Genomic DNA, 23,166 nt, shown 5'->3' with positions numbered 1-23,166 from the left:
CCCCATGAGCAATCCACGCCCCTACCCCGTCATTCCAGTCATTTACGACACCGATCCCGGTGTGGATGACGCCATGGCGCTTTATTTTGCGCTGGCCCACCCGGCCATTGAGGTGCTGGGCATCACCACCACTTTCGGCAACGTCACGGTGGAGCAGGCGGCGACCAATGCCTTGTACCTGAGCGCCATCGCCGGCAAAAACGTCCCGGTCACAAAAGGTGTGGCAACGCCCTGGTGCCGGCCCCCCGGCGTGCCGCCGGCCCATATTCATGGTGTGGATGGCCTGGGCAACCTGCCCCAACGCGTACCGGTCGACCGGTCGCTGGACCCGCGCTCTTCTGCGCAGTTCATCGTGGACATGGCCCGCGCCCGGCCGGGCGAGATCACGCTGGTGGCCGTCGGCCCACTGGGCAACCTGAGCCTGGCGCTCAAGCTGGAGCCGAATCTGCCGCAGTTGCTGCGCGAAGTCATCGTCATGGGCGGCACGATTCTGGAGCCGGGCAATGTATCGCCGGTGGCCGAGGCCAACATCTGGAACGACCCGCACGCCGCCGACCAAGTGTTCACGGCCGGCTGGAAACTCACCATGGTGGGTCTGGACGTGACGCACCGCGTGATCCTGCCGGTGGCGCTGTTCAAAAAGATAGCAGACCACCATCAGCATGTGGCGACCGACACCCTGCACCACGCCGTTGGTTTCTATGCCGGGCATTACGGCAGCCTGTATCCCCATGTGGCTGAGATTCACGGCTGTTTCGCGCATGACCTGCTGGCCTTCATTTATCTGGTCAACCCGGAGCTGTTCAGCCTGGAGCGCGGCCGCATCCGCGTGGCCACGCAAGGCTTGGCCCTGGGGCAAACCATCATGAAGCGCAAAGAGCTAGCGGACTATCCGCAGGCGGGCTGGGGCAAGGATGTCCCCGTCACGCAAGTCTGCATGGAGGTGCAGGCCGAGGCCTGCAACGCGGTGTGTGAGAAGACGCTGATGGCGCCCTGGCTTGCCCGCTGAAGCAATCGACCACATATACCCAATATTGCATATAGACATCACGAAAATGTAGTTTGCAATCTAAAGATCGATCGCTACAGTCTGCACCCATGCATGACATAGCGTTTATCTTTGCCGGTTTCTTCGTCGGGCTTGTCGTCGGGCTCACCGGCGTCGGTGGCGGCTCGCTCATGACCCCTATCCTGATCTTCTTCTTTGGCGTCAAGCCTTATATGGCCGTTGGCACTGACCTGCTGTTTGCGGCCTTTACCAAGATGGGGGGCACGGTCAAGCTCGCGCGCGCCCGCATCATCGACTGGCGCGTGGTGTTGCACCTGTCGGCCGGCAGCATTCCAGCCGCCCTGATCACACTGTTCATCCTCAACCATGTTGGCCCGGCCAGCGCCAAGGCGCAAAGCCTGATGACCACTACGCTGGGTCTGGCCTTGTTGCTGACCGCTGCGGCAACACTGTACAAAGCGTTGCGTGGCAAAGCCGCACCGGTGACGGTCGTGCGCGGTCAGGAAGTCAAGGCGGCCACGCCGCGCCACTGGAGCCTGCCGCTGTTGTTTGGCGCCATCATCGGCACCCTGGTCACGCTGACTTCGGTCGGTGCCGGGGCCATCGGCGTCACGGTGCTGATGATTTTGTACCCCTTGCTGCCGCTACCCCGCATTGTGGCGGCCGATATTGCCTACGCCGTGCCACTCACACTAGTGGCCGGATTGGGACACGCTTCGATGGGTTCGGTCGACTGGCCCTTGCTGACCAAGTTGCTGGCGGGCTCGCTGCCCGGCATCTGGGTTGGCTCGCACCTGATGTCGCGCATCCCTGAACGGGTGATCCGCTCCCTCCTTTCCGTGCTGCTGGCCTATGCCGGTGCCAAATTAATCGCTCTGTAATCAACTATGTACCAATACACCGACTTCGACCGCCAGTTTGTACGTACCCGGGCTGCGCAATACCGCGATCAGCTGGGGCGTTTTCTTGAGGGCACGCTCAGCAACGACGAATTCCTGCCGCTGCGCCTGCAAAATGGTTGGTACGTGCAACGTTACGCCCCCATGCTGCGCGTGGCCGTGCCGTATGGTGAGTTGGCAAGCCGCCAGTTGCGCGTGTTGGCCCAAATTGCCCGCGAGTACGACCAGCCCAGCGCTGAGGTTTACCGGACAGCCACAAGTACCCAGGCCGCGTTCGGCACGGAGAACATGCCCACCGGCTATGGCCACTTCACCACACGCCAGAACGTCCAGTTCAACTGGATTCCTCTGGCCAAGAGCGCCGATGTGATGGACTTGCTGGCCTCGGTCAACATGCACGGCATCCAGACCAGCGGCAACTGCATCCGCAACATCACCAGCGATGAGCGCGCCGGCATTGCCGTGGACGAGTTGGTCGATCCGCGCCCGTTTTGCGAAATCGTGCGCCAGTGGAGCACCTTGCACCCCGAGTTTGCGTTTTTGCCGCGTAAGTTCAAGATCGCCATCTCCGGCGCACTGGAAGATCGTGCTGCCACCAGCTGGCACGATGTGGGCCTGCATGTGCTGCGCAACGAAGCCGGCGAGATTGGCTTCAAGGTGCTGGTTGGCGGCGGCATGGGCCGCACCCCGGTGATTGCCAGCACCATCCGCGACTTCTTGCCGTGGCAAGAGGTCCTGAACTACATCGAGGCCGTGGTACGCGTCTACAACCGCTGGGGTCGGCGCGACAACAAGTACAAAGCCCGCATCAAGATTCTGGTCAAGGCCGAGGGCCAGCGCTTTGTCGATGAAGTCGAGACCGAGTACCAGCAAATCGTCAGCGTGGACGGCGCACCGCACACCATCACCCAGGCTGAGCTGGACCGGGTTTCAGCCTCATTTGTGCCTCCAGCCCTTGTTGCACCTGCGCAAGAGGCTACTAAAAACGTAGCACCCAGCCTGTCTGCCGAGGACGAGATCATCTATGCCCGCTGGTTGAAGCAAAACGTCGCGCCGCACAAAAACCCTGCCCTGCGCGCTGTCACCCTGTCCTTCAAGCGCCTGGGCCACGCCCCGGGCGACGCCACTGCCGAGCAACTGGACACGGCCGCTGAACTGGCTGACCAGTTTTCAGCCGGCGAGGTGCGCGTAACGCATGACCAGAATCTCTTGCTGCCCTGGGTGCGTGCGGACCAGTTGCCCGCACTGTGGCGCGCGGCCCGCAAGGCTGGATTTGCCAAGTCCAACATCCGTCTGCTGACCGACATGATTGCCTGCCCCGGTGGCGACTTTTGTGCGCTGGCCAATGCTCGCTCCATCCCGATCGCCGAGGCCATCACCGAGCGCTACCAGGACATGGACGAGTTGTTCGACATTGGTGAAATCGATTTGCACATCAGCGGTTGCATCAACTCCTGCGGTCACCACCACAGCGGCCACATTGGCATTTTGGGCGTCGACAAGGACGGACGCGAGTGGTACCAGATTTCGCTGGGCGGCTCGGACGGCTCCACGCTGAGCGGCCCCCCCGTGGCCGGCAAGGTGGTCGGTCCCTCATTTGGCGCATTGGAAGTGCCGGACGTGATCGAGGCGCTGCTGGATACCTACCGCCGTGAACGCCTGAACGGCGAGACGTTTATTGACACCGTTCGCCGTATCGGCATGGACACGTTCAAGCAGGCGGCCAACAGCGTGCGCCACACGGCTGAGGCCGAGCTGGTCTGAAAGAAAGGAATGACTATGAAATTAATAGCTGCTTACGCCCATTCCACCGGGGCTACAGGCCAAAATGTCATTGAAATTGCGAATGATGTCGATCCCCGCACGCTGAGTCTTGAAGGCATTGAGCGCATTGACCTGAATTTTCCGAAATTCACCGATGGCCGCGCCTTCAGCCAGGCCTTTCTGCTGCGCCGCCGTCTCGGTTTCAAAGGTGAAATTCGCGCCACCGGCGACGTGTTGATTGACCAGCTGGTGCAGATGCAACGCAGCGGCTTTGACGCCGCCGTGTTGCGTGAAGACCAGAACCTGGATTTTGCACAACGCCAGTTTGACCGCTATCCGGCGTTCTACCAGGGCGACACGGTGACCGTGAAGCCGCATTTCATCGCCGGTCGTGCCTCGACCGCTGCCACCGAAGGAGTCGCCGCATGAGCGCCATTGAACTCAACGCCCGCGCCTCCAAGGACTTTGACGCCAAGCTGGCGGAAACCACGGCCCTGCTGCAACAGGCAGCCAAAGACTATGCGCCACTGGCCGCAGGCGGCGCCCTCCGCATCACCCAGGCCTCCAGTCTGGGCGCGGAAGACGTGGTGGTCAGCCACCTGATCAACGCCCTGCAGCTCGACATCGGCATCTTCGTGCTGGAAACCGGCATGCTGCACGCCGAAACGCTGGCACTGCTGGACCGCTTGAAGGCCACGTCGCGCGCGCCGGTGGAGGTCTTCACCCCGGTCAATGAATCAGTCGTGCAGTTTGTGACGCGCGAAGGCAAGGACGCGATGTACAAGAGCATCGAGCTGCGCAAAGGCTGCTGCCATATTCGCAAAATGGAGCCGCTAGGGCGTGCATTGGCCGGCAAGGACGCCTGGATCACCGGCCTGCGCCGCGAGCAATCCGGCGCCCGCGCCGACGTGCCACTGATCGACACCAGCGACGCAACACGCGTCAAGCTCAACCCCCTGGCCAATTGGACCTGGGGTGACGTCTGGCACTTCATTGCCCTGAACAAGATCGACTACAACCCGCTGCACGATCAGTTTTACCCCAGCATCGGCTGCGCGCCCTGCACCCGCGCCATCAGTCTGGGCGAAGATTTCCGCGCCGGCCGCTGGTGGTGGGAAGACGAAGCGGCCAAGGAATGCGGCCTGCATGTCAACCAATCCAGCTCCCTAGAGAAAGCGCCAGCATGAACGATCGCACCCCTCCCGAACTACTTGACCCCATGCACCATTCACTACTCCGTTCCGAACACCACGACCACCTGAGCAACGCCCATCTGGATGCCCTGGAAGAAGAAACCATCTTCATCCTGCGCGAGGTCGCCGCCGCGTTCGAGCGCCCCACTTTGCTGTTTTCAGGCGGCAAGGATTCGCTGGTCATGCTGAAGTGCGCCGAGAAGGCCTTTGGGGCCGACCGCATCCCTTACCCGTTGCTGATGATCGACACCGGCCACAACTTCAAGGAAGTCACCGATTTTCGTGACTCCCGCGCCAAGGAGCTGGGCGCCGATCTGATTGTGCGCAGCGTGGAAGACTCCATGGCGCGCGGCACCGTGCGCCTGGCGCATCCAGGCGAGTCCCGCAACGTGCACCAGTCGGTCACCCTGCTGGAGGCCATTGAGGAGTTCCGTTTTGACGCGCTGATCGGCGGCGCCCGCCGCGACGAGGAAAAGGCTCGCGCCAAGGAGCGCATCTTCTCGCACCGCGACAGTTTCGGCCAATGGCAGCCCAAGGCGCAGCGGCCCGAGCTGTGGACCCTGTTCAACACCCGCATCCAGCCGGGCGAGCACTTCCGCGTGTTCCCGATCTCCAACTGGACCGAACTGGACGTGTGGCAATACATCGACCGCGAAAAGATCGCCCTGCCTTCGCTCTACTACACACACAAACGTGACGTGGTCGAACGCAAGGGCCTGCTGGTGCCGGTAACCGAACTGACCCCTTTGAAGGCGGGCGAAACCATGGAATCGCGCGACGTGCGTTTTCGCACCGTGGGCGACATCACCTGCACCTGCCCGGTGGAAAGCACGGCGGCCACCGCCGCCGACATCGTGATCGAAACACTGGCCGCCGACGTGAGCGAACGCGGCGCCACCCGCATGGACGACAAAACCTCCGAGGCTTCGATGGAGAAGCGCAAGAAAGATGGGTACTTCTGATGAATGCTACAACAACAATAGCTACTCCCGCAACATCTACGGGGGCTAGAGGCTTGAATGACACTCAATCGGCACTGAAATTCATCACCTGCGGTTCCGTGGATGATGGCAAGAGCACCTTGATTGGCCGCCTGCTGATCGACAGCCGCTCGGTCCTGCTGGACCAGTTGGCGAATGTTTCCAAAAGTGGCGAGGCCGATCTGGCGCTGTTCACCGACGGCCTTTCGGCCGAGCGCGAGCAGGGCATCACCATCGACGTGGCCTACCGCTACTTCAACACCGCTGAGCGCAAATTCATCATTGGCGATGCGCCCGGCCACGAGCAGTACACCCGCAACATGGTCACGGCCGCCTCCAGCGCCGACGCGGCCGTGGTGCTGGTGGACGCCACCAAACTCCAGTGGCAAACCGATGCATTGGAGCTGCTGTCGCAAACCCGCCGCCATTCGTTGCTGGTGAACCTGCTGCGCGTGCCCAGCATTGTGTTTGCCGTGAACAAGCTCGATGCGCTGGAAGACGCCAACAAACCGGGGACCCTGGGTCAGGCGGCGCTGGCGTTTGCCAACATCAGCCATGCGTTGACGGCCTTTGCCCAGGCAGCCGGCATCGAGGTGACGGCCATCGTGCCGATCTCGGCGCTGAAAGGTCACAACGTGGTCGAGTCGGCTGAGGGCTGGTGCGGCTATGAGGGCCCGAGCCTGCTGGAAATTCTGGAACTGCTGCCAGCCACGCCGGCCGAAGTCACCACGCCTTTTGCCTTTCCGGTGCAATGGGTGGAGAAATTTTCCTCATCGAGCGATACGTCCCAGGGACGGCGCATTTTCTGGGGCCGCGTGGCCACGGGCGGGGTGCAGATCGGACAGCAAATCTCGATCTTGCCCAGCGGCCAAACGGCCACGGTCGCGCAAGTGCTGGGTCACACGCGCAAACCCGGCGCGGTGCAGGCTGGACGCAGCGCCGGCATTGTGCTGGACCGTGAGGTCGACGTTTCCCGTGGCGACTGGTTGCTGGCGGTTGCGCCCAAAGCAGAAGCCATCGCCGAAGACGATTTCGACGTGCCTGCTATCGCCCCGGGCAACTTCAACATCAGCCGCGACCTGAAAGCCACGGTCGCCTGGATGGACGACGAACCCCTGGTGGCCGGCCGCGTGTATTGGGCACTGCACGGGCACCGCTGGATCAAGGCCAAAATCAAGCGCATTGTTCATCAACTGGACATCAATACGCTAGCCGAGCACGACGCCAACCAACTGGAGGCCAATGCCATCGGCCACGTCGAGTTGACGCTACAGGAAACCATTGCCACCCTGCCCTACAGCCGCTCGCGCGTGCTGGGCTCACTGATTTTGGTGGACACGGCTTCGCACAAAACAGCGGGTGCTGTGCTGATTAATTGACCCACCTCAAGCAATCCCTCCGGCCTTCAGGGCCAAGTTAAATCAAAGGGATATGGAAACCCAATAAAATCTAGGGTTTCCACCCATTCGTCGAACACAACAAAATGACACATACCGTCACCGAAGCCTGTATCAAATGCAAGTACACCGATTGCGTCGACGTTTGCCCCGTGGATTGCTTCCGCGAAGGCCCGAACTTCCTGACCATCGATCCCGACGAGTGCATTGACTGCGCGGTGTGCATTCCCGAATGTCCGGTGAACGCCATCTACGCCGAAGAGGATGTGCCCAAGGACCAGCAGCACATGACCAAGCTCAACGCCGAACTGGCCAAGCTGCCCAGCTTCACCAGCATCACCAAGCGCAAGCCCGCCCTGCCGGAAGCCGAGGAGTGGAAAGACAAGACCGGCAAGCTGCCCTATCTCATCAAATAACGGGGCTGACGCGTGATGGAAGCTCAATTGAACCCCGAAGTGATCAAGACCGCACAGGCCCACGAAGGCCCGATCGAAACCGACGCGGTGATCATCGGCGCAGGCCCGGTCGGCCTGTTCCAGGTGTTCGAGCTAGGCCTGCTGGAGATCAAGGCCCACGTCATTGATTCACTCCCCCATCCGGGCGGCCAGTGCGTCGAGTTGTATCCCGACAAACCGATTTATGACATCCCGGCCGTGCCGGTGTGTACCGGCCAAGAGCTGACCGACAACCTGCTCAAGCAGATTGCGCCGTTTGGCGCCACCTTCCACTACGGCCAGGAAGTCAGCACGGTCGAAAAGCAGGACGATGGCCGCTTCTTTGTGGAGACCGCCAAGGGCACTCAATTCCTGAGCAAAACCATTTTCATCGCCGCCGGCGTCGGGGCCTTCCAGCCGCGTACGCTCAAGGTCGAAGGTCTGGAGACCTTTGATGGTTCGCAGCTGTTTTACAGCGTCAAGAACCCCGATGACTTTGCCGGCAAGAACCTGGTGATCGTCGGCGGAGGCGATTCGGCCCTGGACTGGGCGTTGGACTTCGTCAAAGACGGCCCGCATAAGGCGGAAAGCGTGATCCTGATTCACCGCCGCGACGGTTTCAAGGCGGCACCAGCGAATGTGGCCAAAATGCGCGAACTGTGCGAGGCCTATGAGATGCAGTTCATCGTCGGCCAGATCACCGGCTATGACGAACACGACGGCCGGTTGACTGGCGTCAAGGTCACCGGTTCCGATGCGGTGACGCGCGTGGTGCCGCTGGACGTGCTGCTGGTGTTTTTTGGCCTGAGCCCCAAACTCGGCCCGATCGCCCAGTGGGGGCTGGACATCGAGCGCAAGCAGCTCAAGGTCGACACCGAGAAGTTCTCCACCAGCGTGCCGGGTATCTTTGCCGTCGGCGATATCAATATCTACCCTGGCAAGAAGAAGCTGATTCTGAGCGGCTTCCATGAATGCGCGCTGGCCGCCTTTGGCGCCATGCCCATCATCGCGCCCGAGAAAAAAGTCTTTTTGCAGTACACCACGACCAGCCCCAAGCTGCACAAGGTGCTGGGGGTGGAGTCGCCGGTTTTTGACTGAGTAGAATCCACACCGTGCTCAGTTGAGCACATTCGCTAGGGGTGTTGCCCGGCTTCTCTGGAGGCCGGACGACTGAGAAAGTCCCTTTGAACCTGATTGAGGTAATCCTCGCGCAGGGAAGCATGTCCGGTTCAGGGGCGCCACTTTAATCTCGGGTGGCGCATCTCCCCGTCCAGACAAAGCCTACCTGCCAATTCTTTTGCTTGGAGCAAACAGATGGCAAACACATACGCCTCCACCGCCGACAACAAGGCGCTGACGCCGGTGGCGGACATCGACCGCGTATTCAGCTGGCACCAACACGCCTCACTCTGGTTCAGCCTGGGGGTGGGTCTGCTGGTCATGCAGATCGGCGCCTACCTGGTGCCAGCGGTGGGCAGTCGCGACGCCGCGATTGCCATCGTGCTGGGTTCGCTGATCGGCTCCGGTCTGCTGGCCTGGACAGCGAAACTGGGTTGCGACAGCGGCCTGACCAGCGCCGGCCTGATGCACACCACCTATGGCAGCTACTTTGCGCGCTTGCCGGTACTGCTGAACATCGCACAGCTGATTGGCTGGACCACCTTCGAGCTGGTGATCATGCGAGACGGCACCGCCGCCATCGGCAAGCAGTCGTTCGGACTCGTGCTGGACGGTCCCGGCGGCATCGTCTTCACGACGCTCTTGTGGGGTGCGGTGCTGACCTTGCTGCTGGCCGGCTCCATGACCACGCTGGTGCGCAAGATCATCAGCCGCTTCGGGTTGCCACTGGTGATTGCCTCGCTCATGTGGCTGACCTGGCAGTTTGGCGGGCAATTGCAGACACAGGGCTTTGACACCTTCTGGACCCGCCCCGGTGACGGCAGCATGAGCATGCTGTCCGCCATGGACCTGGTGATTGCCATGCCAGTGTCGTGGTTGCCATTGGTCGCAGACTACGCCCGCCATGGTCGCTCGGGGCGCAGCGCCATGAGCGGCACCTGGTTGGGCTACGCCGTAGCCAATATCTGGTGCTATGCACTGGGCGTGCTGGTGGTCAGCGTGGCGCAGCCGGACGCCAGTCTGGTCAGCGCGCTGTTGCTGGCGCAAGGCGGGCTGATCGCCCTGAGCCTGATCCTGGTTGATGAAATTGACAACGCTTATGGCGACGTGTACTCGGGCTCGGTGTCGGCCCACAGCATCAAGCCGTCCTGGAGCATCCGGCAATGGGGACTTGGGCTGGCGGTGCTGTGCACCGGCTTGGCGCTGGTGCTGCCGATGCACAGTCTGGAGCCGTTTTTGCTCTTGCTGAGCTCGGTGTTCGTGCCTTTGTACGGCGTCATTCTGGGTCAACTCGGGGTCGGCCAACCCAGCTTTGCACCACCGCAGCGCAAGATTGACCTGACCGCCGCGATGCTGTGGCTGGCGGGCATCGCCACTTATCACGCCCTGGCCAAATGGGCGCCGCAATGGGGCTCTGCCCTGCCCACGCTGGCACTGACCTTCACGCTGGCCTGGCTGACTCGCCCCAAACAGGCGTGAAATCGTCAACGGAGAACGAAACATGAACATAGTTATTCTGGGCGCAGGCCTGATGGGTCGTCTGCTGGCATGCCAACTCGCGCGTATGGGTCATCAACTGGAGCTGTTTGATGCCGGTGGCCCGGAGGCGCTGAACTCGGCCGCCCGCGCTGCCGCCGCCATGCTGGCGCCTCTGGCGGAGTCGGCCATCACGGAAACCAGCGTGGTGGAAATGGGCGTCCATGGGCTCGCCCGCTGGCCGGAGCTGATTGCACAGCTTGATGAGCCGGTCTATTTTCAGCAGCAGGGCACGCTGGTGTTGTGGCATCGGCAGGACGCGGCGGAGGCAGACCGGTTTTCGCGCCAACTCGATGCCACCAGTCTGTCGTTGCCCATGCTGCCGAAGGCGCAGCGCCTCGACGCCCAGGGACTCGCGGAACTGGAGCCCTCGCTGGGAACCCGGTTTCCTCAGGGTCTTTACCTGCCGGGCGAAGGACAACTGGACAACCACCAGCTGCTGGCGGCCATGCTGCACCAGCTGCAACGCCTGGATGTCAAACTGAACTGGGACAGCCCACGTGCGCCGGGGGACTTTTCGCCGGGCGCACCCGGGCAACCGGACTGGGTGTTTGACTGCCGTGGCGTGGGTGCGCGCGCGCAATGGCCCGCGCTGCGCGGAGTGCGTGGTGAAGTCATCACCTTGCTGGCGCCGGAGGTGAAACTGTCTCGCCCGACGCGCCTCGTTCATCCCCGTTACCCGATCTATATTGCGCCCAAGCAGGAGGGTTATTTTGTGATCGGCGCCACCGAGATTGAATCCGACGACCTGTCGCCAATCAGCGTGCGCTCCACGCTGGAATTGCTCAGCGCCGCCTATACGGTCGACAGCGGTTTTGCCGAAGCGCGGATCGTGGATCTGGTGACCCAATGCCGCCCCGCCTTGCCCAACAACCTGCCCTCCATTCGCCGGCTTGGCGAACGCGTCATGCAAATCAACGGCCTCTACCGGCATGGTTATCTGATCGGCCCGGCCATGCTGGATGTGGTGATGGAGCTGTTCCAAACCAATACGTCACTGCTGGCGAACAGGTTTTCCGTGTCCATCCAGAATGCCGACACTTGAGCCCATGCAAGTCTTTATCAACCAGGTGCCACACGAACTGCCGGCCGGTGCGACACTGGCCGATGCCGTCGCACGGCTGAAGGCGCGGCCACCTTTTGCCGCGGCGGTGAACCTGCAATTTGTTCCCAACACGCAGTACGCGCAAAAACTGCTGCAAGCCGACGACCGTATTGACATCATCACCCCGGTGACCGGGGGCTAACCGGGACACACCATGACCGCTGAACACCACACCGCCACGTCTGCCGACCCCCTGGTTCTGTACGGCCAGACCTTCTCAAGCCGCCTGCTGCTGGGCACCTCCCGCTACCCGTCGCCCCATGTACTGGAAGCGGCGGTGCGCAAGGCGCAACCGGCCATGCTCACCGCCTCGCTACGCCGACAGAATGTCAGCGCCCATGACGCACCCAACCGCTTCTGGGACATGTTGCGCGAACTGGATGTGCCGGTGCTGCCCAACACCGCCGGCTGCCACAGCGTGCAGGAAGTCATCACGACCGCCCAGATGGCACGCGAAGTGTTCAACACGCCCTGGATCAAGCTGGAGCTCATCGGTGACGACTACACCTTGCAGCCCGATACCCTGAACCTGGTCGATGCCGCCAGCCGGCTGATCAAGGACGGATTCCAGGTGCTGCCGTATTGCACCGAAGACCTGGTGCTGTGCCAGCGCCTGGTGGACGTGGGTTGCCAGGCCATCATGCCGTGGGCGGCACCCATCGGCACCGGCAAAGGCCCCATCAACCCCTACGCCCTGCGCACTCTGCGGGAGCGCCTGTCGGTACCCATGCTCGTGGATGCAGGACTGGGGCTGCCCTCGCACGCCTGCCAAGTGATGGAGTGGGGGTTTGATGGCGTGCTGCTCAACACGGCGGTTGCGCTGGCGCAGGACCCCATCGGCATGGCGGGCGCTTTCGCCAGTGCGACCCAGGCGGGGCGTGATGCTTTTCTGTCAGGCACCATGACGGAGCAGCACGCCGCGCAAGCCAGCACGCCAGTGTTGGGCACGCCGTTTTGGCATCAGGCATGAGCAACTTGATAAGCATGAACACACACAATGCGCGGGTGCAGGCGATCATCACGGCGCACCAAGACCTGGCGTTACCTGATGCGGCAGGCTCGATCGCCAACACAACGGCCACGGCTATCTTCAGCAGCGACGCGCCGGTCTACCGCGCCGCCAAACAGGCCTGCCTGAATCTGGGCTTCATCGAAGCGGATGCCGAATGCGTTGCCAAGGCGTGGCAGGCCATGACGGAGCGCATCGGTCAATTCAATGCAGACGCGTGGCCCGACGAAGCGCAGGACTTCGGCATGCGCCCGTGGCCCCGTGAGGATGCGTTCGCCGCTTGCCCGCGCCAACTGGGCCTGTACGCGGTGTTGCCGGATGTGGCATGGGTGAGCCGCATGGCTCGGGCCGGTGTTCCCACGGTCCAGCTGCGCTTCAAGTCTGATGACGCCAGCGCCATTGCGCATGAGGTGCGCGCGGCCGTTAAGGCCGTTCAGGGCACGGACGCCCTGCTCTTCATCAATGACCACTGGCAAGCCGCGATAGACGCGGGCGCCTATGGCGTGCACCTGGGGCAGGAAGACATGGACGCGGCGGATTTGCAAATCATCCGGGCCGCCGGGCTGCGCCTCGGTCTGAGCAGCCATGGCTACGCCGAGATGCTGCGCGCCGACCGCTTCAGCCCAAGCTACGTGGCCATGGGCGCAGTATTCCCCACCACGCTCAAACGCATGGTGACCGCACCGCAAGGTACAGAACGGCTGCATGCCTACGCGCGGCTGATGCGCGACTACCCGCTGGTGGCCATCGGTGGCATTGACGGTAGCCGGCTGCAAGAGGTTTTACGCAGTGGTGTCGGTTCGGTGGCCGTGGTGCGGGCCTTGGTCGCCGCTGAACAGCCTGAAGAAGTGGCCGCCAGTCTGCAGGAATTGATCTACGCAAGAACCTGATTCGACCGAATTAACCCAAGGTTTTAAGGCGCATGGCCACAGGCGCATAGCCGTGGTTGAGCGGGCCGCTGCACTTGCCGGTGCGTACCTGCGCCCCAGCCTGCAAAGCCTCCCGCACATAGATCCGGGCATGCTGCACCGCATCCAGCAGCGGAGCGCCCAGGGCCAGATGGGCGGCCACGGCACTGGAGAGCGTGCAGCCGGTGCCGTGGGTGTTGGGACTGTGAATGCGCGCAGCCTGCATCCAGTATTTCTCACCCGTATCAGTCACCAGCAAATCAATCACGGTGTCGCCCGGCAAATGTCCACCTTTGAGCAAGACCGCACGCGCGCCTTTGTCCAGCAAGGCCAGTGCAGCCTGCTCCATGTCTTGCGCAGACCTCAATGGGTGTCCCACCAGCAGCGCCGCTTCATCCAGGTTGGGGGTGATCACCGCCACGCGGGGAAATAGCTCACGCACCAAGACATCCACGGCGGTGTCGTCAATCAACACCGCACCACTGGTGGCCACCATCACAGGGTCGAACACGACGTTTTTCAGAGCATACCGGTCAATGGCTTCGGCCACGGTACGCACAATTTCCGGCGCATGCAGCATGCCGATCTTGACCGCATCGGCACCGATGTCCTCCAGCACGGCGTCAATCTGGTCGCGCAGCATCTGCGGCGGCACACCGTGAATGGCGCGCACGCCACAGGTGTTTTGTGCCGTGAGTGCGGTGATGGCCGTCATGCCGTAGCAACCCAGCGCTGAAAATGTTTTCAGATCGGCCTGGATGCCCGCACCGCCGCCACTGTCGGAGCCCGCGATGGACAGGACTCTGGGGTACTCGAATTTAAATGCATTCATCGTTGTCAATTCTCTTGTGCTGCCGGTTTTTGATCTCATTCCATTTCTAAATCATCCGTGTCGTTGTTGCTTCGCCTTGTCGTGCTACTGCACTGCCTGCGGCTTCGCGCCTAGACACGAATGATTTGGAAACGGAATCAGTCCGAATCCATGAGTTTTCTCAGTGCCACCGCAGCAGCCCGGGGATCGGGTGCCGAACACAGCGCACTGACCACGGCCAGTCCGTCGGCTCCGGCCGCCAACACCGCACGCGCATTGCCGGCGTGGATGCCACCAATGGCCACCAGCGGCAAGGCAGTCGCAGACCGGACCTGGCGCAAGCCGTCCAGTCCCCAGGGCGTCTGGGTATCCGTTTTGGTCGGCGTGGCATGAATCGGACTCACCCCGAGGTAGTCCACCGAAAGCAAGGCACTGCGCACAACGTCGTCCATCGTCTCCACCGACAAGCCGATGAATACATCCGGGGGCAGCAACCGACGCGCCTGCGCCACGGGCATATCACCCTGCCCCAGGTGCACGCCCTGCGCACCGCAGGCCAACGCAACGTCGATGCGGTCGTTGATCACCAGCGGAATGCCGTGCGGAGCCAGCAGCGCCTTCAACAACAGTGCCTGAGCCAAGAAATCGCGGGTATTGAGCAGCTTCTCACGCAACTGAACACAGGTGACGCCACCTTGCACAGCCGCCGCGACGACATCGGTGAGCGTGCGGCCTCCGGCGCAGAACTGATCGGTGACCAAATACAGGCGTAGCGCCTGCAAGGGCACGCCCCGTGTTGTTTTCGCTATCGCATCTACCACTCGGCGACTTCCAGCTTCAGACGTTGTTCGAACGTCGCCTGATCAAGCAATTGCAGCTCATCCAGCAATGCCATCTGCAGGCTGCCCACACCGCCAGCGCGTGTCATGACTTTTTCAGCGGCTACTTCACCGGCCACGCCAAGCAATGCCATCGCCGCCACCGTGGCCCGCCAGGCATCCGGCTGCACGGCGCAAAAAGCCCCGACAAGCGCCGTGGCCGAGCAACCCACGCCGGTGATCTTGGTCATCCATGCGTGCCCGTTGGACAGGCGTGCCCAACGCCGTTGCGCGCCAAGAATGTGGTCGGTTTGTCCGCTGACGCAGACAACGCCCTGAGTCCTCTGGACAAGTCCCTGGGCCGCGTCCAGTGCATCGTTGGCCCCGGTACTGCTGTCCACACCACGGGTCTGCACTGCGATACCCGCCACGCTCATGATCTCCGAGCCATTGCCTCGCACCACGGTCGGCAAAGCCGTGTTCAAGAGAAGTTCAATGCTCTTGTTGCGATACGGCGTCGCGCCTGCGCCCACCGGGTCCAACACCACGGGAATGCCGCGCCCGGATGCGGCGACCAGGGCCAGTCGCATGCTCTCAATCCAGTAGGGATCGAGCGTGCCGATGTTAAGCACCAAGGCTTGGGCAATGCCCGCCATGTCCGCCACTTCCTCATGGGCATGGGCCATCACTGGTGAAGCACCGGCAGCCAGCAGAACGTTGGCGTTGAAATTGATGGCCACCAGATTCGTGATGTTGTGCACCAGCGGCGCACGTTCGCGCACGGCGACCACGTCAGACCAAAGATCGGGAAAAGAGAGATTCGTGGCCATGTAATTCCATAACAGGTACGACATGGGCCAGACGAGAGCAGTGGAAGAAGCTTCCCTACGCTGGCACGACCCAGATCAGGTTCAAAGAGTATGTCTCAGTCACCCGCAGGTGACACCTCTAGCGAGTTCGGATTATCCGGGAATTCGTGTCCGATGCGAGCAATGGATGGCTGGACCGGGTTTCAAATGAATCGTCATCCGCAGGCACGGGCACCTCAAAAAATGAAGCTATAATTTAAGGCTTATTCCTCGATAGCTCAGTTGGTAGAGCGCCGGACTGTTAATCCGTAGGTCCCTGGTTCGAGCCCAGGTCGAGGAGCCAGAATACAGTGTCAGTTTCAAAGGCCTTCTTCGGAAGGCCTTTGAATTTTTTGAAATTTAGAGTTTTATATTCCTCGATAGCTCAGTTGGTAGAGCGCCGGACTGTTAATCCGTAGGTCCCTGGTTCGAGCCCAGGTCGAGGAGCCAAAATAAATAGCACTTAAGTCACAAGCTTAGGTGCTTTTTTATTTCCGGGTCAAAATTCTAGACACCTCTCTCAAGATCCTTCCTGGTACCCATCACAAGCGCAGCGTATGAATCGGCCAAATTTTTCTGTTCACTATAAGTTGTCGTTCTGGACGCTGGTGTTGGTCACATTGTGGCTGTCGCTCGTTCCGGTCGATCAACTGCCCTCGGAACTCCACTTTTGGGACAAAGCTCAGCACGCACTGGGGTTCGCTGCGCTTGCATTTTTGGGGCTGCTGGCTTATCCGGGTCGCACTTTATCCTTGCTCGTCGGCTTGGTGCTGTTTGGGGCCGGTATCGAGTGCGCTCAAGCGCTAAGCGGCTGGCGTCAAGGGGACTTGCTGGACTGGTTGGCTGACATCGTAGGCTTGCTGATCGGTAGCTTGACCCTGTATGCGGTTCGCATGCTATGGAAGATGCGAGACTGACCATGAAATTCAAACTAACCCGATTGCTCATCAGTGTCGGCCTGGTCCTGATGATTCAGGCTTGTGCGGTCGTGGCCATCGCCGATGCCGCTGTCACAGTGGTGGCAACCGGCGTGAAAATCACAGCCAAGGCCGTCGGAGCGGTGGCCGATGTGCTCATACCGGACAGCGACGATGACGAATGAGTTCACGGCTTCTCGTCCCAATGAAACTTGTGAAGAACGCGGTGCACGATCGGCGTAAAAACCAGGGCGGCGGTGACAATAAAAACAAGGCCCGCGTACAAAGCATACAGGCCGGCAAAGAGCTTGCCTCCCGCACTGACAGGCGGATTGACCGGCCCCATGCCACCCAAGAGCATCGCTGAATTAAGGAAGGCGTCGAGCACCGAGAAACGCTCGTAATGGGAGTAACCAACCATGCCAACGCCAAGAGACACACTGAGCAGACCCAGCGCAAGCAGCACATGGAAAAGCAGGCGCCGGGCAAAGTGAACGTGAGAAAGAGGGGCTTGTGCTTTTGATTCGTACATGAAATTGTCGGGGCCCCGGCAAATGCGTTTCGCTAGTCAACTGTTTTGGTGAGAACCCAAATACAGGCGGGCGGAATATTTGCAAACACCCACTTTACCTGCTGCCACTTGAAACCGGAAGGTGCGCTGAATGGGGCGCCCAGGCCGTAGGTGTATTGGATAAGCTGGGAGCCAGGTGATGATTTCAGAAACCCCAGCAGGCTTTGAACGGTCAAGTGCTTCATGGCTGGTGGCAGGGACCGGAATGGCAAACTGGAAACCACGGCCACCGACCCGCATTGGCGATAGTTGTCCAGGGCGTGATGGGCCGTTGACTGCAGGACTTTCATGTTTGGATACCGCTTCTTCAAAGTGGCAGCCAATTTGATTTGCACCTCGACCACCTGAATTTTCTCTTCATTGACTACTTTGGAGAGGGCCTGCGTCACGACGCCAGTCCCTGCGCCAAGTTCAAGGACATGGTCCGAGCCCGCGGCCAAACAAGCGAGTTCCCGCGCAAGGCGAGCAGAAGAGGGAGCCAGCGCACCCGTTGTGCGCGGGTTCTTGAGCATGCGAATAAAGAATGTGTAAGCCACTTCGAGGTTAGCAGACGTATTTATGCCATTTAAGAAATCTGCCGGAACTCAGGAAATTGCGACCACCTGTCGACACGCTCTGAAGGCCTGACAATTCCGCCATCCGCCGAAAAGTAATATGAAGTCCGTTGATTACTCTTATTAATGGTCATCGACCCATTGTTTCAGCTTGTTGACTATAGTCAACAGCCATTCATTCACAGCTTGGCAACAAGATGTTCGCCCGTGAACCAGTCGCACAAGAAATCCACCAGCGCGCGGGTTTTGGCCGACATATTGCTGTTGGTGGGGTAGATCAGGCAGATATCGGCCGACGGCAACTCCCACAAAGGCAAAATCTGCCGTAGCTGACCCGAGCTCAGGTAAGGCGTCAGATCCCACAGCGAACGCAGCAGAATGCCATGGCCGTCAAGCGCCCAGACCAGGGCCGATTCGCCGTCGTTGCTGCTCATGAGCCCGCGAACCTTCACGGTTTCCTGCTGGTCGCCCTGATGCAGATGCCAGGTACCGTAGGTTTCGTCGCTTTCGCGAATCACGATGCAACGGTGCCCCATCAGGTCTGACGGTAACTTTGGCTCACCGGCCTGTTCCAGATACTGCGGTGAAGCGCACAGCACACGCCGGTTCGACAGGAGGCGGCGTGCCGTGAGACGAGAATCCGGCAGATCGCCAAAGCGGATCGCCGCGTCGAAGCCCTGTTCCACCAGATTGACGACTTTTTCAGTCAGGTGCAGTTGCACTTCGACCTCCGGGTAGGCCTTGGCAAAGGCTGACAGGGCGGGCGCCAGCTGCCGCCGCCCAAAGCCCAGCGTCGCCGCGATCTTGAGCAAGCCGCGCGGCGCACGGCGGGCACCCGTCACCATATGCTCCAGCGACGCCAGGTCCGCCAGGATTTTCGTACCCTCCAGCAGATAGGTTTCACCCTCGGGCGTGAGGCTGATGCGCCGCGTAGTTCGGTTCAACAGGCGTACGCCCAGACGCTGCTCCAGATTGGCCAAACGCCGACTCACCGCCGGTGGCGTTATGCCCATCTGTTGCGCCGCGGCAGCCAGGCTGCCTTCCTTGATCAGAAGGGCAAAAAATCCCAGGTCAGAAAATCCGCTCATGCGTGATTATTGCTTTGTTTTTACTAATGAAATAAATATGAGGCCATTGATGCTGCGTGGATTCATTCATACCATCAAACACCTTATTCTTAATAGACCCGCAGGAGACCTCTATGAAAATATCCCGCCTGATGGCTCGCGTCGCGGCCACCACGATCTTGTCGCTACTGGGTGCCGTGGTCATGGCGCAATCGTTCCCGGCCAAACCAGTCAAGCTGATCGTGCCCTACGCACCCGGGGGCAGCGCCGACATTGCGGCGCGCCTGATCACCGAGGACTGGGGCCGGGCGCTGGGACAGTCCATCTTCATTGAAAACAAGGCCGGCGCCTCCGGCAACATCGGCATTGACGCCGTGGCCAAAGCCCCGGCCGACGGCTACACCATCGGTCTGCAAACGGTATCACTGGCGATCAACCCAGCCCTGTTTGCCAAGATGCCCTACGACACGCTGAAGGACCTCGCCCCGATCGGCATGGTGGCCAGTTCCCAGCATGTTCTGGTCGTCAACAACAGCGTGCCGGCCAAGAACGTCAAGGAACTGGTGGCGCTGGCCAAGAGCCAGCCTGGCAAGCTCAACTACGGCTCGGCCGGCAGCGGCAGCACCTTTCACATGTCGGCCGAGCTCTTCAAGTCGGTCGCCGACGTGTTCATCGTGCACGTGCCTTATCGCGGCGGTGGCCCTGCGCTGGTGGACACCATCGGTGGCCAGGTGAACCTGAGCTTTCCGGTGCTGTCGGCGGCACAGCAGCACGTACAGGCCGGCAAGCTGCGCGCGCTGGGCGTGACGGGGCCCAGGCGTTCGGCACTCATGCCTAATGTGCCCACCATCGCCGAGGCAGGCTTCCCAGCTTACAACTTCGAAACCTGGTTCATGGTGGTGGCGCCGGCCGGCACGCCCAAGGACGTGATCAGCAAGCTCAACACCGCGCTGAACAAGGCACTGGAGACACCCGCGCTGCGGGACCGCATGAACAAGGAAGCCTTTGAGCCGACGCCGTCAACGCCTGGGCAGGCACGCACCCGACTGGCCGCCGAAATGCCGATCTGGGCCAAGCTCGTCAAGGAGCGCGACATCAAGATTGACTGACCCTGCCGACAAGCCGGTCGACCTGTGGTCTCTACCGCATCAGTCCTGAAACAATAGCAGCCTACGCAAGTAGGGTGAGGGCTAGAGGTCAAAAACGTATAAATTTGAAGCCAAATCCCGGATTGAAAGCACTTAGCCATGACCCCAATCGACCTGTTTCCCGGCTTCCAGCGCCGGCACATTGCCACCGACGACGGCGTGCAGATTCACACCGTGACCGGCGGTAGCGGTCCGCCGCTGCTGCTCCTGCATGGCCACCCGCAGACACATGCGATCTGGCACAAGGTCGCGCCCGCGCTGGCCCGCCAGTTCACACTGGTGCTGTGCGACTTGCGTGGCTACGGCGACTCGTCCAAGCCGCAAGGCGCCCCCGACCATGCGAACTACAGCAAGCGCGTGATGGCGCTTGACCTGCTGCGCGTGATGCAGTCGCTCGGCCACGCGCGCTTTGCCGTGATGGCGCACGACCGCGGCGCGCGCGTCGCGCACCGGCTGGCGGCCGACCATGGCGACGCGGTGCAGCGCCTGGTGCTGCTGGATATCGCACCGACACTGGCCATGTACGAGCAAACCAGTGAAGCCTTCGCGCGGGCCTACTGGCACTGGTTTTTCCTGATCCAGCCGGCCCCGCTGCCCGAACGCCTGATCGAGGCCGATCCAGCCGCTTATGTGCGCGATGTGATGGGGCGCCGCAGTGCCGGCCTGGCGCCGTTTGACCCACGCGCACTGGCCGAATACCAACGCTGCCTCGCCCTGCCCGGCACCGCGCACGGCCTGTGCGAGGACTACCGCGCGGCGGCCGGGATTGACCTCGATCACGACCGGGCCGACCGCGACGCCGGGCGGCGCCTCGCGCTGCCCCTGCTCGCCCTGTGGGGTGCGCAAGGCGTGGTGCAGCAGTGTTTCCGTCCGCTGGATGAATGGCGCCGCGTGGCCGACGACGTGCGCGGTGAAGCCCTCCCCTGCGGCCATTACATCGCCGAGGAAGCGCCTGACGCCCTGCTCGCCCGCGCCCTGCCTTTCCTGACCGAGACCCCTCCATGACTGCCCAAACCCTTTACCGCAAACTCGTCGCGTCGCACACGGTGACGAAGCTGGACGAACAAAATGTGCTGCTGTTCTGCGACCTGCACCTGATGAACGAATACACCAGCCCGCAGGCCTTCGCGGGCCTGCACGAGCTAGAACGCGAGGTGGCAATGCCTGGGCAGAACGTTGCCGTCGTCAGTCACATCATCCCGACGTACGCCGTGAAGGTGCGCGTGATCGCCGATGCCGCCTCAGCCTTGCAGGCCAGCAAGCTCAAGGCCAACTGCGAGCGCCACGGCATTCCCCTGTTCGACACCAACGATGCGCTGCAAGGCATCGAGCATGTGGTGGCGCCAGAACACGGCATGATCCGCCCCGGCATGGTGGTGATCTGCGGCGACAGCCACACCACGACCTACGGCGCTTTGGGCGCTTTGGGCTTTGGCATTGGCACCTCCGAAGTGGAGCATGTGCTGGCCACGCAGACCCTGGTTTACCGGCTGGCCAAGGACATGCGCATCACGGTGGACGGGCGCTTGCTTGCGGGTACCACGGCCAAGGATCTGATTCTGATGATCATCAGCCGCATCGGCGCACAAGGCGCGCGCGGCTACGTGGTCGAGTTCAGCGGCTCGGCCATTGATGCGCTGAGCGTGGAAGCGCGCTTTACCCTGTGCAACATGACCGTGGAAGCCGGTGCGCGCGGCGCGCTGATCGCGCCGGATCACACGGCCATGGACTATGTCCTGGCGCGGACGCCCGACATCACCGGCGCCTGGTGCGAGCAGGCCCTGGCGCATTGGGCCACGCTCAAGAGCGACAGCGCTGCGGTCTTCGACATCGAACACCGCTTTGACGCCACCGATGTCGCGCCCTTCGTCACCTGGGGCACCAGTCCGGACCAAGCCATCGCCATTACCGACCGGATTCCGCAGCCTGACACCCTGGACGACAGCGTGCAACGCCTCAGTGCCGAGCAGGCCCTGCGCTACACCGCGCTGGCAGCCGGCCAAGCCCTGGAGGGCGTGCCGATACAACATGTGTTCATCGGCTCTTGCACCAATGGGCGCATCGAAGACTTGCGCGCGGTGGCCGCCGTTGTGGGCACGCGCAAGGTCGCGCCCGGCGTGCGGGCCATGGTCGTGCCCGGTTCGGGCGCCGTGAAAGCCCAGGCCGAGGCCGAAGGCATCGCGGCGCAACTGATGACCGCCGGTTTTGAGTGGCGCCAGCCCGGCTGCTCGATGTGCCTGGCCATGAACGACGACGTGCTGGCGCCGGGCCAGCGCTGCGCCTCCACCACCAACCGCAACTTTGAAGGCCGCCAGGGCCGCGGCGCCATCACCCATTTGATGAGCCCGGCCATGGCGGCCGCCGCCGCCGTGACCGGCTGCATTACCGATGTCCGCCGCCTGCAGGAGACCCCCAACCATGTCTGAGCACACCATCCTCCACGGCCGCGCCGCCGTGCTGCCCCTCGCCAACCTGGATACCGACCAGATCATGCCCAAGCAATTCCTGCGCGGCATCGACAAATCGGGACTGGCACCCGGCCTGTTTTACGACCTGCGCTTCGACGGCGCCGGTCAGGCCCGTCCGGAATTCATCCTGAACCAGCCCGCCTATGCCAGCACCAACATGCTGATCGCCGGCCCCAACTACGGCTGCGGCTCCAGCCGCGAGCATGCCGTCTGGGGCATGCAGCAGTTTGGATTCACCGCCGTGATTGCGTCGAGTTTCGGCGAGATTTTCTACTCCAATGCCATGAACAACCGTCTCATGCTGGCCGTTCTGCGCGAGGACGAAGTCCAGGCACTGATGCGCGAAGCCCAAGCCGGCACCGGTCCCCTGGCGCTGGAGATCGACGTGGAAAACCTGCGCGTGCGCAGCCCGGGCCTGAGCGCGTCCTTTACGCTCTCGGAGCGCCACCGTCGCATGTTTCTCGACGGGCTGGACGTGATTGGCGCGTCGCTGACCTACAACGCCCAGATTCGTCAGTTTGCACGGCAGCACTGGGCGGCCCAGCCCTGGCTCAAGGACGTGGCCCATATCACCCGAAAGCGGCTGGATACGATCACCTGATGATTACCTG

General features: G+C 61.7%; 26 protein-coding genes, 2 tRNA genes and 2 riboswitches. Of the genes, 22 read left to right on the top strand and 6 right to left on the bottom strand.

Features of this window, described 5'->3' with window-relative positions:
• Window positions 1-4: 4 nt before the first annotated feature.
• The 14 genes from C5P05_RS13335 to thiE (C5P05_RS13270) all read left to right on the top strand — a co-directional run bounded on the left by C5P05_RS13335 (window position 5) and on the right by thiE (C5P05_RS13270) (window position 13,335).
• On the top strand, window positions 5-1,009 hold the full coding sequence (locus tag C5P05_RS13335; RefSeq protein WP_114970418.1) for a nucleoside hydrolase: 1,005 nt from the start codon (window positions 5-7) through the stop codon (window positions 1,007-1,009).
• An 89-nt stretch (window positions 1,010-1,098) separates the two neighbouring features.
• Window positions 1,099-1,890, top strand: coding sequence for a sulfite exporter TauE/SafE family protein (locus C5P05_RS13330; RefSeq protein WP_114970333.1), 792 nt, complete (start codon window positions 1,099-1,101; stop codon window positions 1,888-1,890).
• Between the two features lie 6 nt (window positions 1,891-1,896).
• Window positions 1,897-3,672, top strand: coding sequence for a nitrite/sulfite reductase (locus C5P05_RS13325; protein ID WP_114970332.1), 1,776 nt, complete (start codon window positions 1,897-1,899; stop codon window positions 3,670-3,672).
• Between the two features lie 15 nt (window positions 3,673-3,687).
• Window positions 3,688-4,101, top strand: a complete 414-nt coding sequence (locus C5P05_RS13320; protein WP_114970331.1) for a DUF934 domain-containing protein — start codon at window positions 3,688-3,690, stop codon at window positions 4,099-4,101.
• Window positions 4,098-4,859 (top strand): phosphoadenylyl-sulfate reductase, encoded by a 762-nt coding sequence (locus tag C5P05_RS13315; RefSeq protein WP_114970330.1) that lies wholly within the window; start codon window positions 4,098-4,100, stop codon window positions 4,857-4,859. The genes C5P05_RS13320 and C5P05_RS13315 overlap by 4 nt, the downstream gene beginning before the upstream one ends.
• Window positions 4,856-5,827 carry a sulfate adenylyltransferase subunit CysD gene (gene cysD, locus C5P05_RS13310; protein WP_420130749.1) on the top strand — a complete coding sequence of 324 codons (972 nt, stop codon included), beginning with the start codon at window positions 4,856-4,858 and terminating at the stop codon, window positions 5,825-5,827. The genes C5P05_RS13315 and cysD overlap by 4 nt, the downstream gene beginning before the upstream one ends.
• Window positions 5,827-7,224 carry a sulfate adenylyltransferase subunit 1 gene (locus tag C5P05_RS13305; RefSeq protein ID WP_114970328.1) on the top strand — a complete coding sequence of 466 codons (1,398 nt, stop codon included), beginning with the start codon at window positions 5,827-5,829 and terminating at the stop codon, window positions 7,222-7,224. Before cysD ends, C5P05_RS13305 begins: the two co-directional genes overlap by 1 nt.
• A gap of 104 nt (window positions 7,225-7,328) precedes the next feature.
• Window positions 7,329-7,658 carry a ferredoxin FdxA gene (gene fdxA, locus C5P05_RS13300; protein ID WP_114970327.1) on the top strand — a complete coding sequence of 110 codons (330 nt, stop codon included), beginning with the start codon at window positions 7,329-7,331 and terminating at the stop codon, window positions 7,656-7,658.
• Between the two features lie 15 nt (window positions 7,659-7,673).
• Window positions 7,674-8,774, top strand: coding sequence for an NAD(P)/FAD-dependent oxidoreductase (locus C5P05_RS13295; RefSeq protein ID WP_114970326.1), 1,101 nt, complete (start codon window positions 7,674-7,676; stop codon window positions 8,772-8,774).
• A 27-nt stretch (window positions 8,775-8,801) separates the two neighbouring features.
• Window positions 8,802-8,910, top strand: a riboswitch (TPP riboswitch).
• 80 nt (window positions 8,911-8,990) lie between these two features.
• A complete protein-coding gene (locus C5P05_RS13290; RefSeq protein WP_114970325.1) occupies window positions 8,991-10,274 on the top strand; it encodes a purine-cytosine permease family protein in 1,284 nt (427 codons plus the stop codon).
• 22 nt (window positions 10,275-10,296) lie between these two features.
• A complete protein-coding gene (locus C5P05_RS13285; protein ID WP_114970324.1) occupies window positions 10,297-11,376 on the top strand; it encodes an FAD-dependent oxidoreductase in 1,080 nt (359 codons plus the stop codon).
• A 4-nt stretch (window positions 11,377-11,380) separates the two neighbouring features.
• Window positions 11,381-11,578, top strand: coding sequence for a sulfur carrier protein ThiS (thiS, locus tag C5P05_RS13280; RefSeq protein ID WP_114970323.1), 198 nt, complete (start codon window positions 11,381-11,383; stop codon window positions 11,576-11,578).
• Window positions 11,579-11,590: 12 nt separating this feature from the next.
• Window positions 11,591-12,406 (top strand): thiazole synthase, encoded by an 816-nt coding sequence (locus tag C5P05_RS13275; protein WP_114970322.1) that lies wholly within the window; start codon window positions 11,591-11,593, stop codon window positions 12,404-12,406.
• A gap of 14 nt (window positions 12,407-12,420) precedes the next feature.
• Window positions 12,421-13,335: a thiamine phosphate synthase gene (gene thiE, locus C5P05_RS13270; protein ID WP_114970417.1), complete on the top strand. Its 915-nt coding sequence runs from the start codon at window positions 12,421-12,423 to the stop codon at window positions 13,333-13,335.
• A gap of 10 nt (window positions 13,336-13,345) precedes the next feature.
• Here thiE (C5P05_RS13270) and thiD read toward each other — a convergent pair whose 3' ends face one another.
• The 3 genes from thiD to thiM form a co-directional block, all read right to left on the bottom strand.
• On the bottom strand, window positions 13,346-14,185 hold the full coding sequence (thiD, locus tag C5P05_RS13265; RefSeq protein WP_114970321.1) for a bifunctional hydroxymethylpyrimidine kinase/phosphomethylpyrimidine kinase: 840 nt from the start codon (window positions 14,183-14,185) through the stop codon (window positions 13,346-13,348).
• Window positions 14,186-14,322: 137 nt separating this feature from the next.
• Entirely contained in the window at window positions 14,323-14,985 is a 663-nt protein-coding gene (gene thiE, locus C5P05_RS13260) for a thiamine phosphate synthase (protein WP_232834479.1), read from the bottom strand.
• Window positions 14,979-15,812 (bottom strand): hydroxyethylthiazole kinase, encoded by an 834-nt coding sequence (gene thiM, locus C5P05_RS13255; protein ID WP_114970320.1) that lies wholly within the window; start codon window positions 15,810-15,812, stop codon window positions 14,979-14,981. The genes thiE (C5P05_RS13260) and thiM overlap by 7 nt, the downstream gene beginning before the upstream one ends.
• Before the next feature lie 35 nt (window positions 15,813-15,847).
• Window positions 15,848-15,942: riboswitch (TPP riboswitch) on the bottom strand.
• A 116-nt stretch (window positions 15,943-16,058) separates the two neighbouring features.
• Between thiM and C5P05_RS13250 the strand changes: the two genes are divergently transcribed.
• The 4 genes from C5P05_RS13250 (at window position 16,059) to C5P05_RS13235 (ending at window position 16,932) form a co-directional block, all read left to right on the top strand.
• Window positions 16,059-16,134, top strand: a tRNA-Asn gene (locus C5P05_RS13250).
• 70 nt (window positions 16,135-16,204) lie between these two features.
• A tRNA-Asn gene (locus tag C5P05_RS13245) sits at window positions 16,205-16,280 on the top strand.
• 107 nt (window positions 16,281-16,387) lie between these two features.
• On the top strand, window positions 16,388-16,747 hold the full coding sequence (locus C5P05_RS13240) for a VanZ family protein (RefSeq protein WP_157979319.1): 360 nt from the start codon (window positions 16,388-16,390) through the stop codon (window positions 16,745-16,747).
• Window positions 16,748-16,749: 2 nt separating this feature from the next.
• Window positions 16,750-16,932, top strand: a complete 183-nt coding sequence (locus tag C5P05_RS13235) for a hypothetical protein (RefSeq protein WP_114970318.1) — start codon at window positions 16,750-16,752, stop codon at window positions 16,930-16,932.
• 2 nt (window positions 16,933-16,934) lie between these two features.
• Here C5P05_RS13235 and C5P05_RS13230 read toward each other — a convergent pair whose 3' ends face one another.
• The 3 genes from C5P05_RS13230 to C5P05_RS13220 all read right to left on the bottom strand — a co-directional run bounded on the left by C5P05_RS13230 (window position 16,935) and on the right by C5P05_RS13220 (window position 18,960).
• Window positions 16,935-17,279: a hypothetical protein gene (locus tag C5P05_RS13230; protein ID WP_114970317.1), complete on the bottom strand. Its 345-nt coding sequence runs from the start codon at window positions 17,277-17,279 to the stop codon at window positions 16,935-16,937.
• A gap of 32 nt (window positions 17,280-17,311) precedes the next feature.
• Entirely contained in the window at window positions 17,312-17,854 is a 543-nt protein-coding gene (locus C5P05_RS13225) for a class I SAM-dependent methyltransferase (protein ID WP_114970316.1), read from the bottom strand.
• A 197-nt stretch (window positions 17,855-18,051) separates the two neighbouring features.
• Window positions 18,052-18,960: a LysR substrate-binding domain-containing protein gene (locus C5P05_RS13220; protein ID WP_114970315.1), complete on the bottom strand. Its 909-nt coding sequence runs from the start codon at window positions 18,958-18,960 to the stop codon at window positions 18,052-18,054.
• A 113-nt stretch (window positions 18,961-19,073) separates the two neighbouring features.
• Here C5P05_RS13220 and C5P05_RS13215 point away from each other — a divergent pair, with 113 nt between their 5' ends.
• The 4 genes from C5P05_RS13215 (at window position 19,074) to leuD (ending at window position 23,156) form a co-directional block, all read left to right on the top strand.
• Window positions 19,074-20,048 (top strand): tripartite tricarboxylate transporter substrate binding protein, encoded by a 975-nt coding sequence (locus tag C5P05_RS13215; protein ID WP_420130748.1) that lies wholly within the window; start codon window positions 19,074-19,076, stop codon window positions 20,046-20,048.
• A 138-nt stretch (window positions 20,049-20,186) separates the two neighbouring features.
• Window positions 20,187-21,092, top strand: a complete 906-nt coding sequence (locus C5P05_RS13210; RefSeq protein ID WP_114970314.1) for an alpha/beta fold hydrolase — start codon at window positions 20,187-20,189, stop codon at window positions 21,090-21,092.
• The gene (leuC, locus tag C5P05_RS13205; protein ID WP_114970313.1) at window positions 21,089-22,513 is read left to right on the top strand and encodes a 3-isopropylmalate dehydratase large subunit; all 1,425 of its coding nucleotides are present in this window, start codon (window positions 21,089-21,091) and stop codon (window positions 22,511-22,513) included. Before C5P05_RS13210 ends, leuC begins: the two co-directional genes overlap by 4 nt.
• Entirely contained in the window at window positions 22,506-23,156 is a 651-nt protein-coding gene (gene leuD, locus C5P05_RS13200; RefSeq protein ID WP_114970312.1) for a 3-isopropylmalate dehydratase small subunit, read from the top strand. Before leuC ends, leuD begins: the two co-directional genes overlap by 8 nt.
• Window positions 23,157-23,166 lie beyond the last annotated feature (10 nt).

Origin of the sequence: Rhodoferax ferrireducens, from assembly GCF_003347515.1 — a bacterium.
In the GTDB taxonomy this organism is placed as follows: domain Bacteria; phylum Pseudomonadota; class Gammaproteobacteria; order Burkholderiales; family Burkholderiaceae_C; genus Rhodoferax.
Note: the sequence above shows the minus strand (reverse complement) of the source record. Positions and strands in the feature narration are given on the sequence as shown.

What these genes read in the sequence shown, in the direction of transcription:
- C5P05_RS13335 (WP_114970418.1), top strand. Translation starts at nt 5, where the DNA reads ATGAGCAATCCACGCCCCTACCCCGTCATTCCAGTCATTTACGACACC.
- C5P05_RS13330 (WP_114970333.1), top strand. Translation starts at nt 1,099, where the DNA reads ATGCATGACATAGCGTTTATCTTTGCCGGTTTCTTCGTCGGGCTTGTC.
- C5P05_RS13325 (WP_114970332.1), top strand. Translation starts at nt 1,897, where the DNA reads ATGTACCAATACACCGACTTCGACCGCCAGTTTGTACGTACCCGGGCT.
- C5P05_RS13320 (WP_114970331.1), top strand. Translation starts at nt 3,688, where the DNA reads ATGAAATTAATAGCTGCTTACGCCCATTCCACCGGGGCTACAGGCCAA.
- C5P05_RS13315 (WP_114970330.1), top strand. Translation starts at nt 4,098, where the DNA reads ATGAGCGCCATTGAACTCAACGCCCGCGCCTCCAAGGACTTTGACGCC.
- cysD (WP_420130749.1), top strand. Translation starts at nt 4,856, where the DNA reads ATGAACGATCGCACCCCTCCCGAACTACTTGACCCCATGCACCATTCA.
- C5P05_RS13305 (WP_114970328.1), top strand. Translation starts at nt 5,827, where the DNA reads ATGAATGCTACAACAACAATAGCTACTCCCGCAACATCTACGGGGGCT.
- fdxA (WP_114970327.1), top strand. Translation starts at nt 7,329, where the DNA reads ATGACACATACCGTCACCGAAGCCTGTATCAAATGCAAGTACACCGAT.
- C5P05_RS13295 (WP_114970326.1), top strand. Translation starts at nt 7,674, where the DNA reads ATGGAAGCTCAATTGAACCCCGAAGTGATCAAGACCGCACAGGCCCAC.
- C5P05_RS13290 (WP_114970325.1), top strand. Translation starts at nt 8,991, where the DNA reads ATGGCAAACACATACGCCTCCACCGCCGACAACAAGGCGCTGACGCCG.
- C5P05_RS13285 (WP_114970324.1), top strand. Translation starts at nt 10,297, where the DNA reads ATGAACATAGTTATTCTGGGCGCAGGCCTGATGGGTCGTCTGCTGGCA.
- thiS (WP_114970323.1), top strand. Translation starts at nt 11,381, where the DNA reads ATGCAAGTCTTTATCAACCAGGTGCCACACGAACTGCCGGCCGGTGCG.
- C5P05_RS13275 (WP_114970322.1), top strand. Translation starts at nt 11,591, where the DNA reads ATGACCGCTGAACACCACACCGCCACGTCTGCCGACCCCCTGGTTCTG.
- thiE (WP_114970417.1), top strand. Translation starts at nt 12,421, where the DNA reads ATGAACACACACAATGCGCGGGTGCAGGCGATCATCACGGCGCACCAA.
- thiD (WP_114970321.1), bottom strand. Translation starts at nt 14,185, where the DNA reads ATGAATGCATTTAAATTCGAGTACCCCAGAGTCCTGTCCATCGCGGGC.
- thiM (WP_114970320.1), bottom strand. Translation starts at nt 15,812, where the DNA reads ATGGCCACGAATCTCTCTTTTCCCGATCTTTGGTCTGACGTGGTCGCC.
- C5P05_RS13240 (WP_157979319.1), top strand. Translation starts at nt 16,388, where the DNA reads ATGAATCGGCCAAATTTTTCTGTTCACTATAAGTTGTCGTTCTGGACG.
- C5P05_RS13235 (WP_114970318.1), top strand. Translation starts at nt 16,750, where the DNA reads ATGAAATTCAAACTAACCCGATTGCTCATCAGTGTCGGCCTGGTCCTG.
- C5P05_RS13230 (WP_114970317.1), bottom strand. Translation starts at nt 17,279, where the DNA reads ATGTACGAATCAAAAGCACAAGCCCCTCTTTCTCACGTTCACTTTGCC.
- C5P05_RS13220 (WP_114970315.1), bottom strand. Translation starts at nt 18,960, where the DNA reads ATGAGCGGATTTTCTGACCTGGGATTTTTTGCCCTTCTGATCAAGGAA.
- C5P05_RS13215 (WP_420130748.1), top strand. Translation starts at nt 19,074, where the DNA reads ATGAAAATATCCCGCCTGATGGCTCGCGTCGCGGCCACCACGATCTTG.
- C5P05_RS13210 (WP_114970314.1), top strand. Translation starts at nt 20,187, where the DNA reads ATGACCCCAATCGACCTGTTTCCCGGCTTCCAGCGCCGGCACATTGCC.
- leuC (WP_114970313.1), top strand. Translation starts at nt 21,089, where the DNA reads ATGACTGCCCAAACCCTTTACCGCAAACTCGTCGCGTCGCACACGGTG.
- leuD (WP_114970312.1), top strand. Translation starts at nt 22,506, where the DNA reads ATGTCTGAGCACACCATCCTCCACGGCCGCGCCGCCGTGCTGCCCCTC.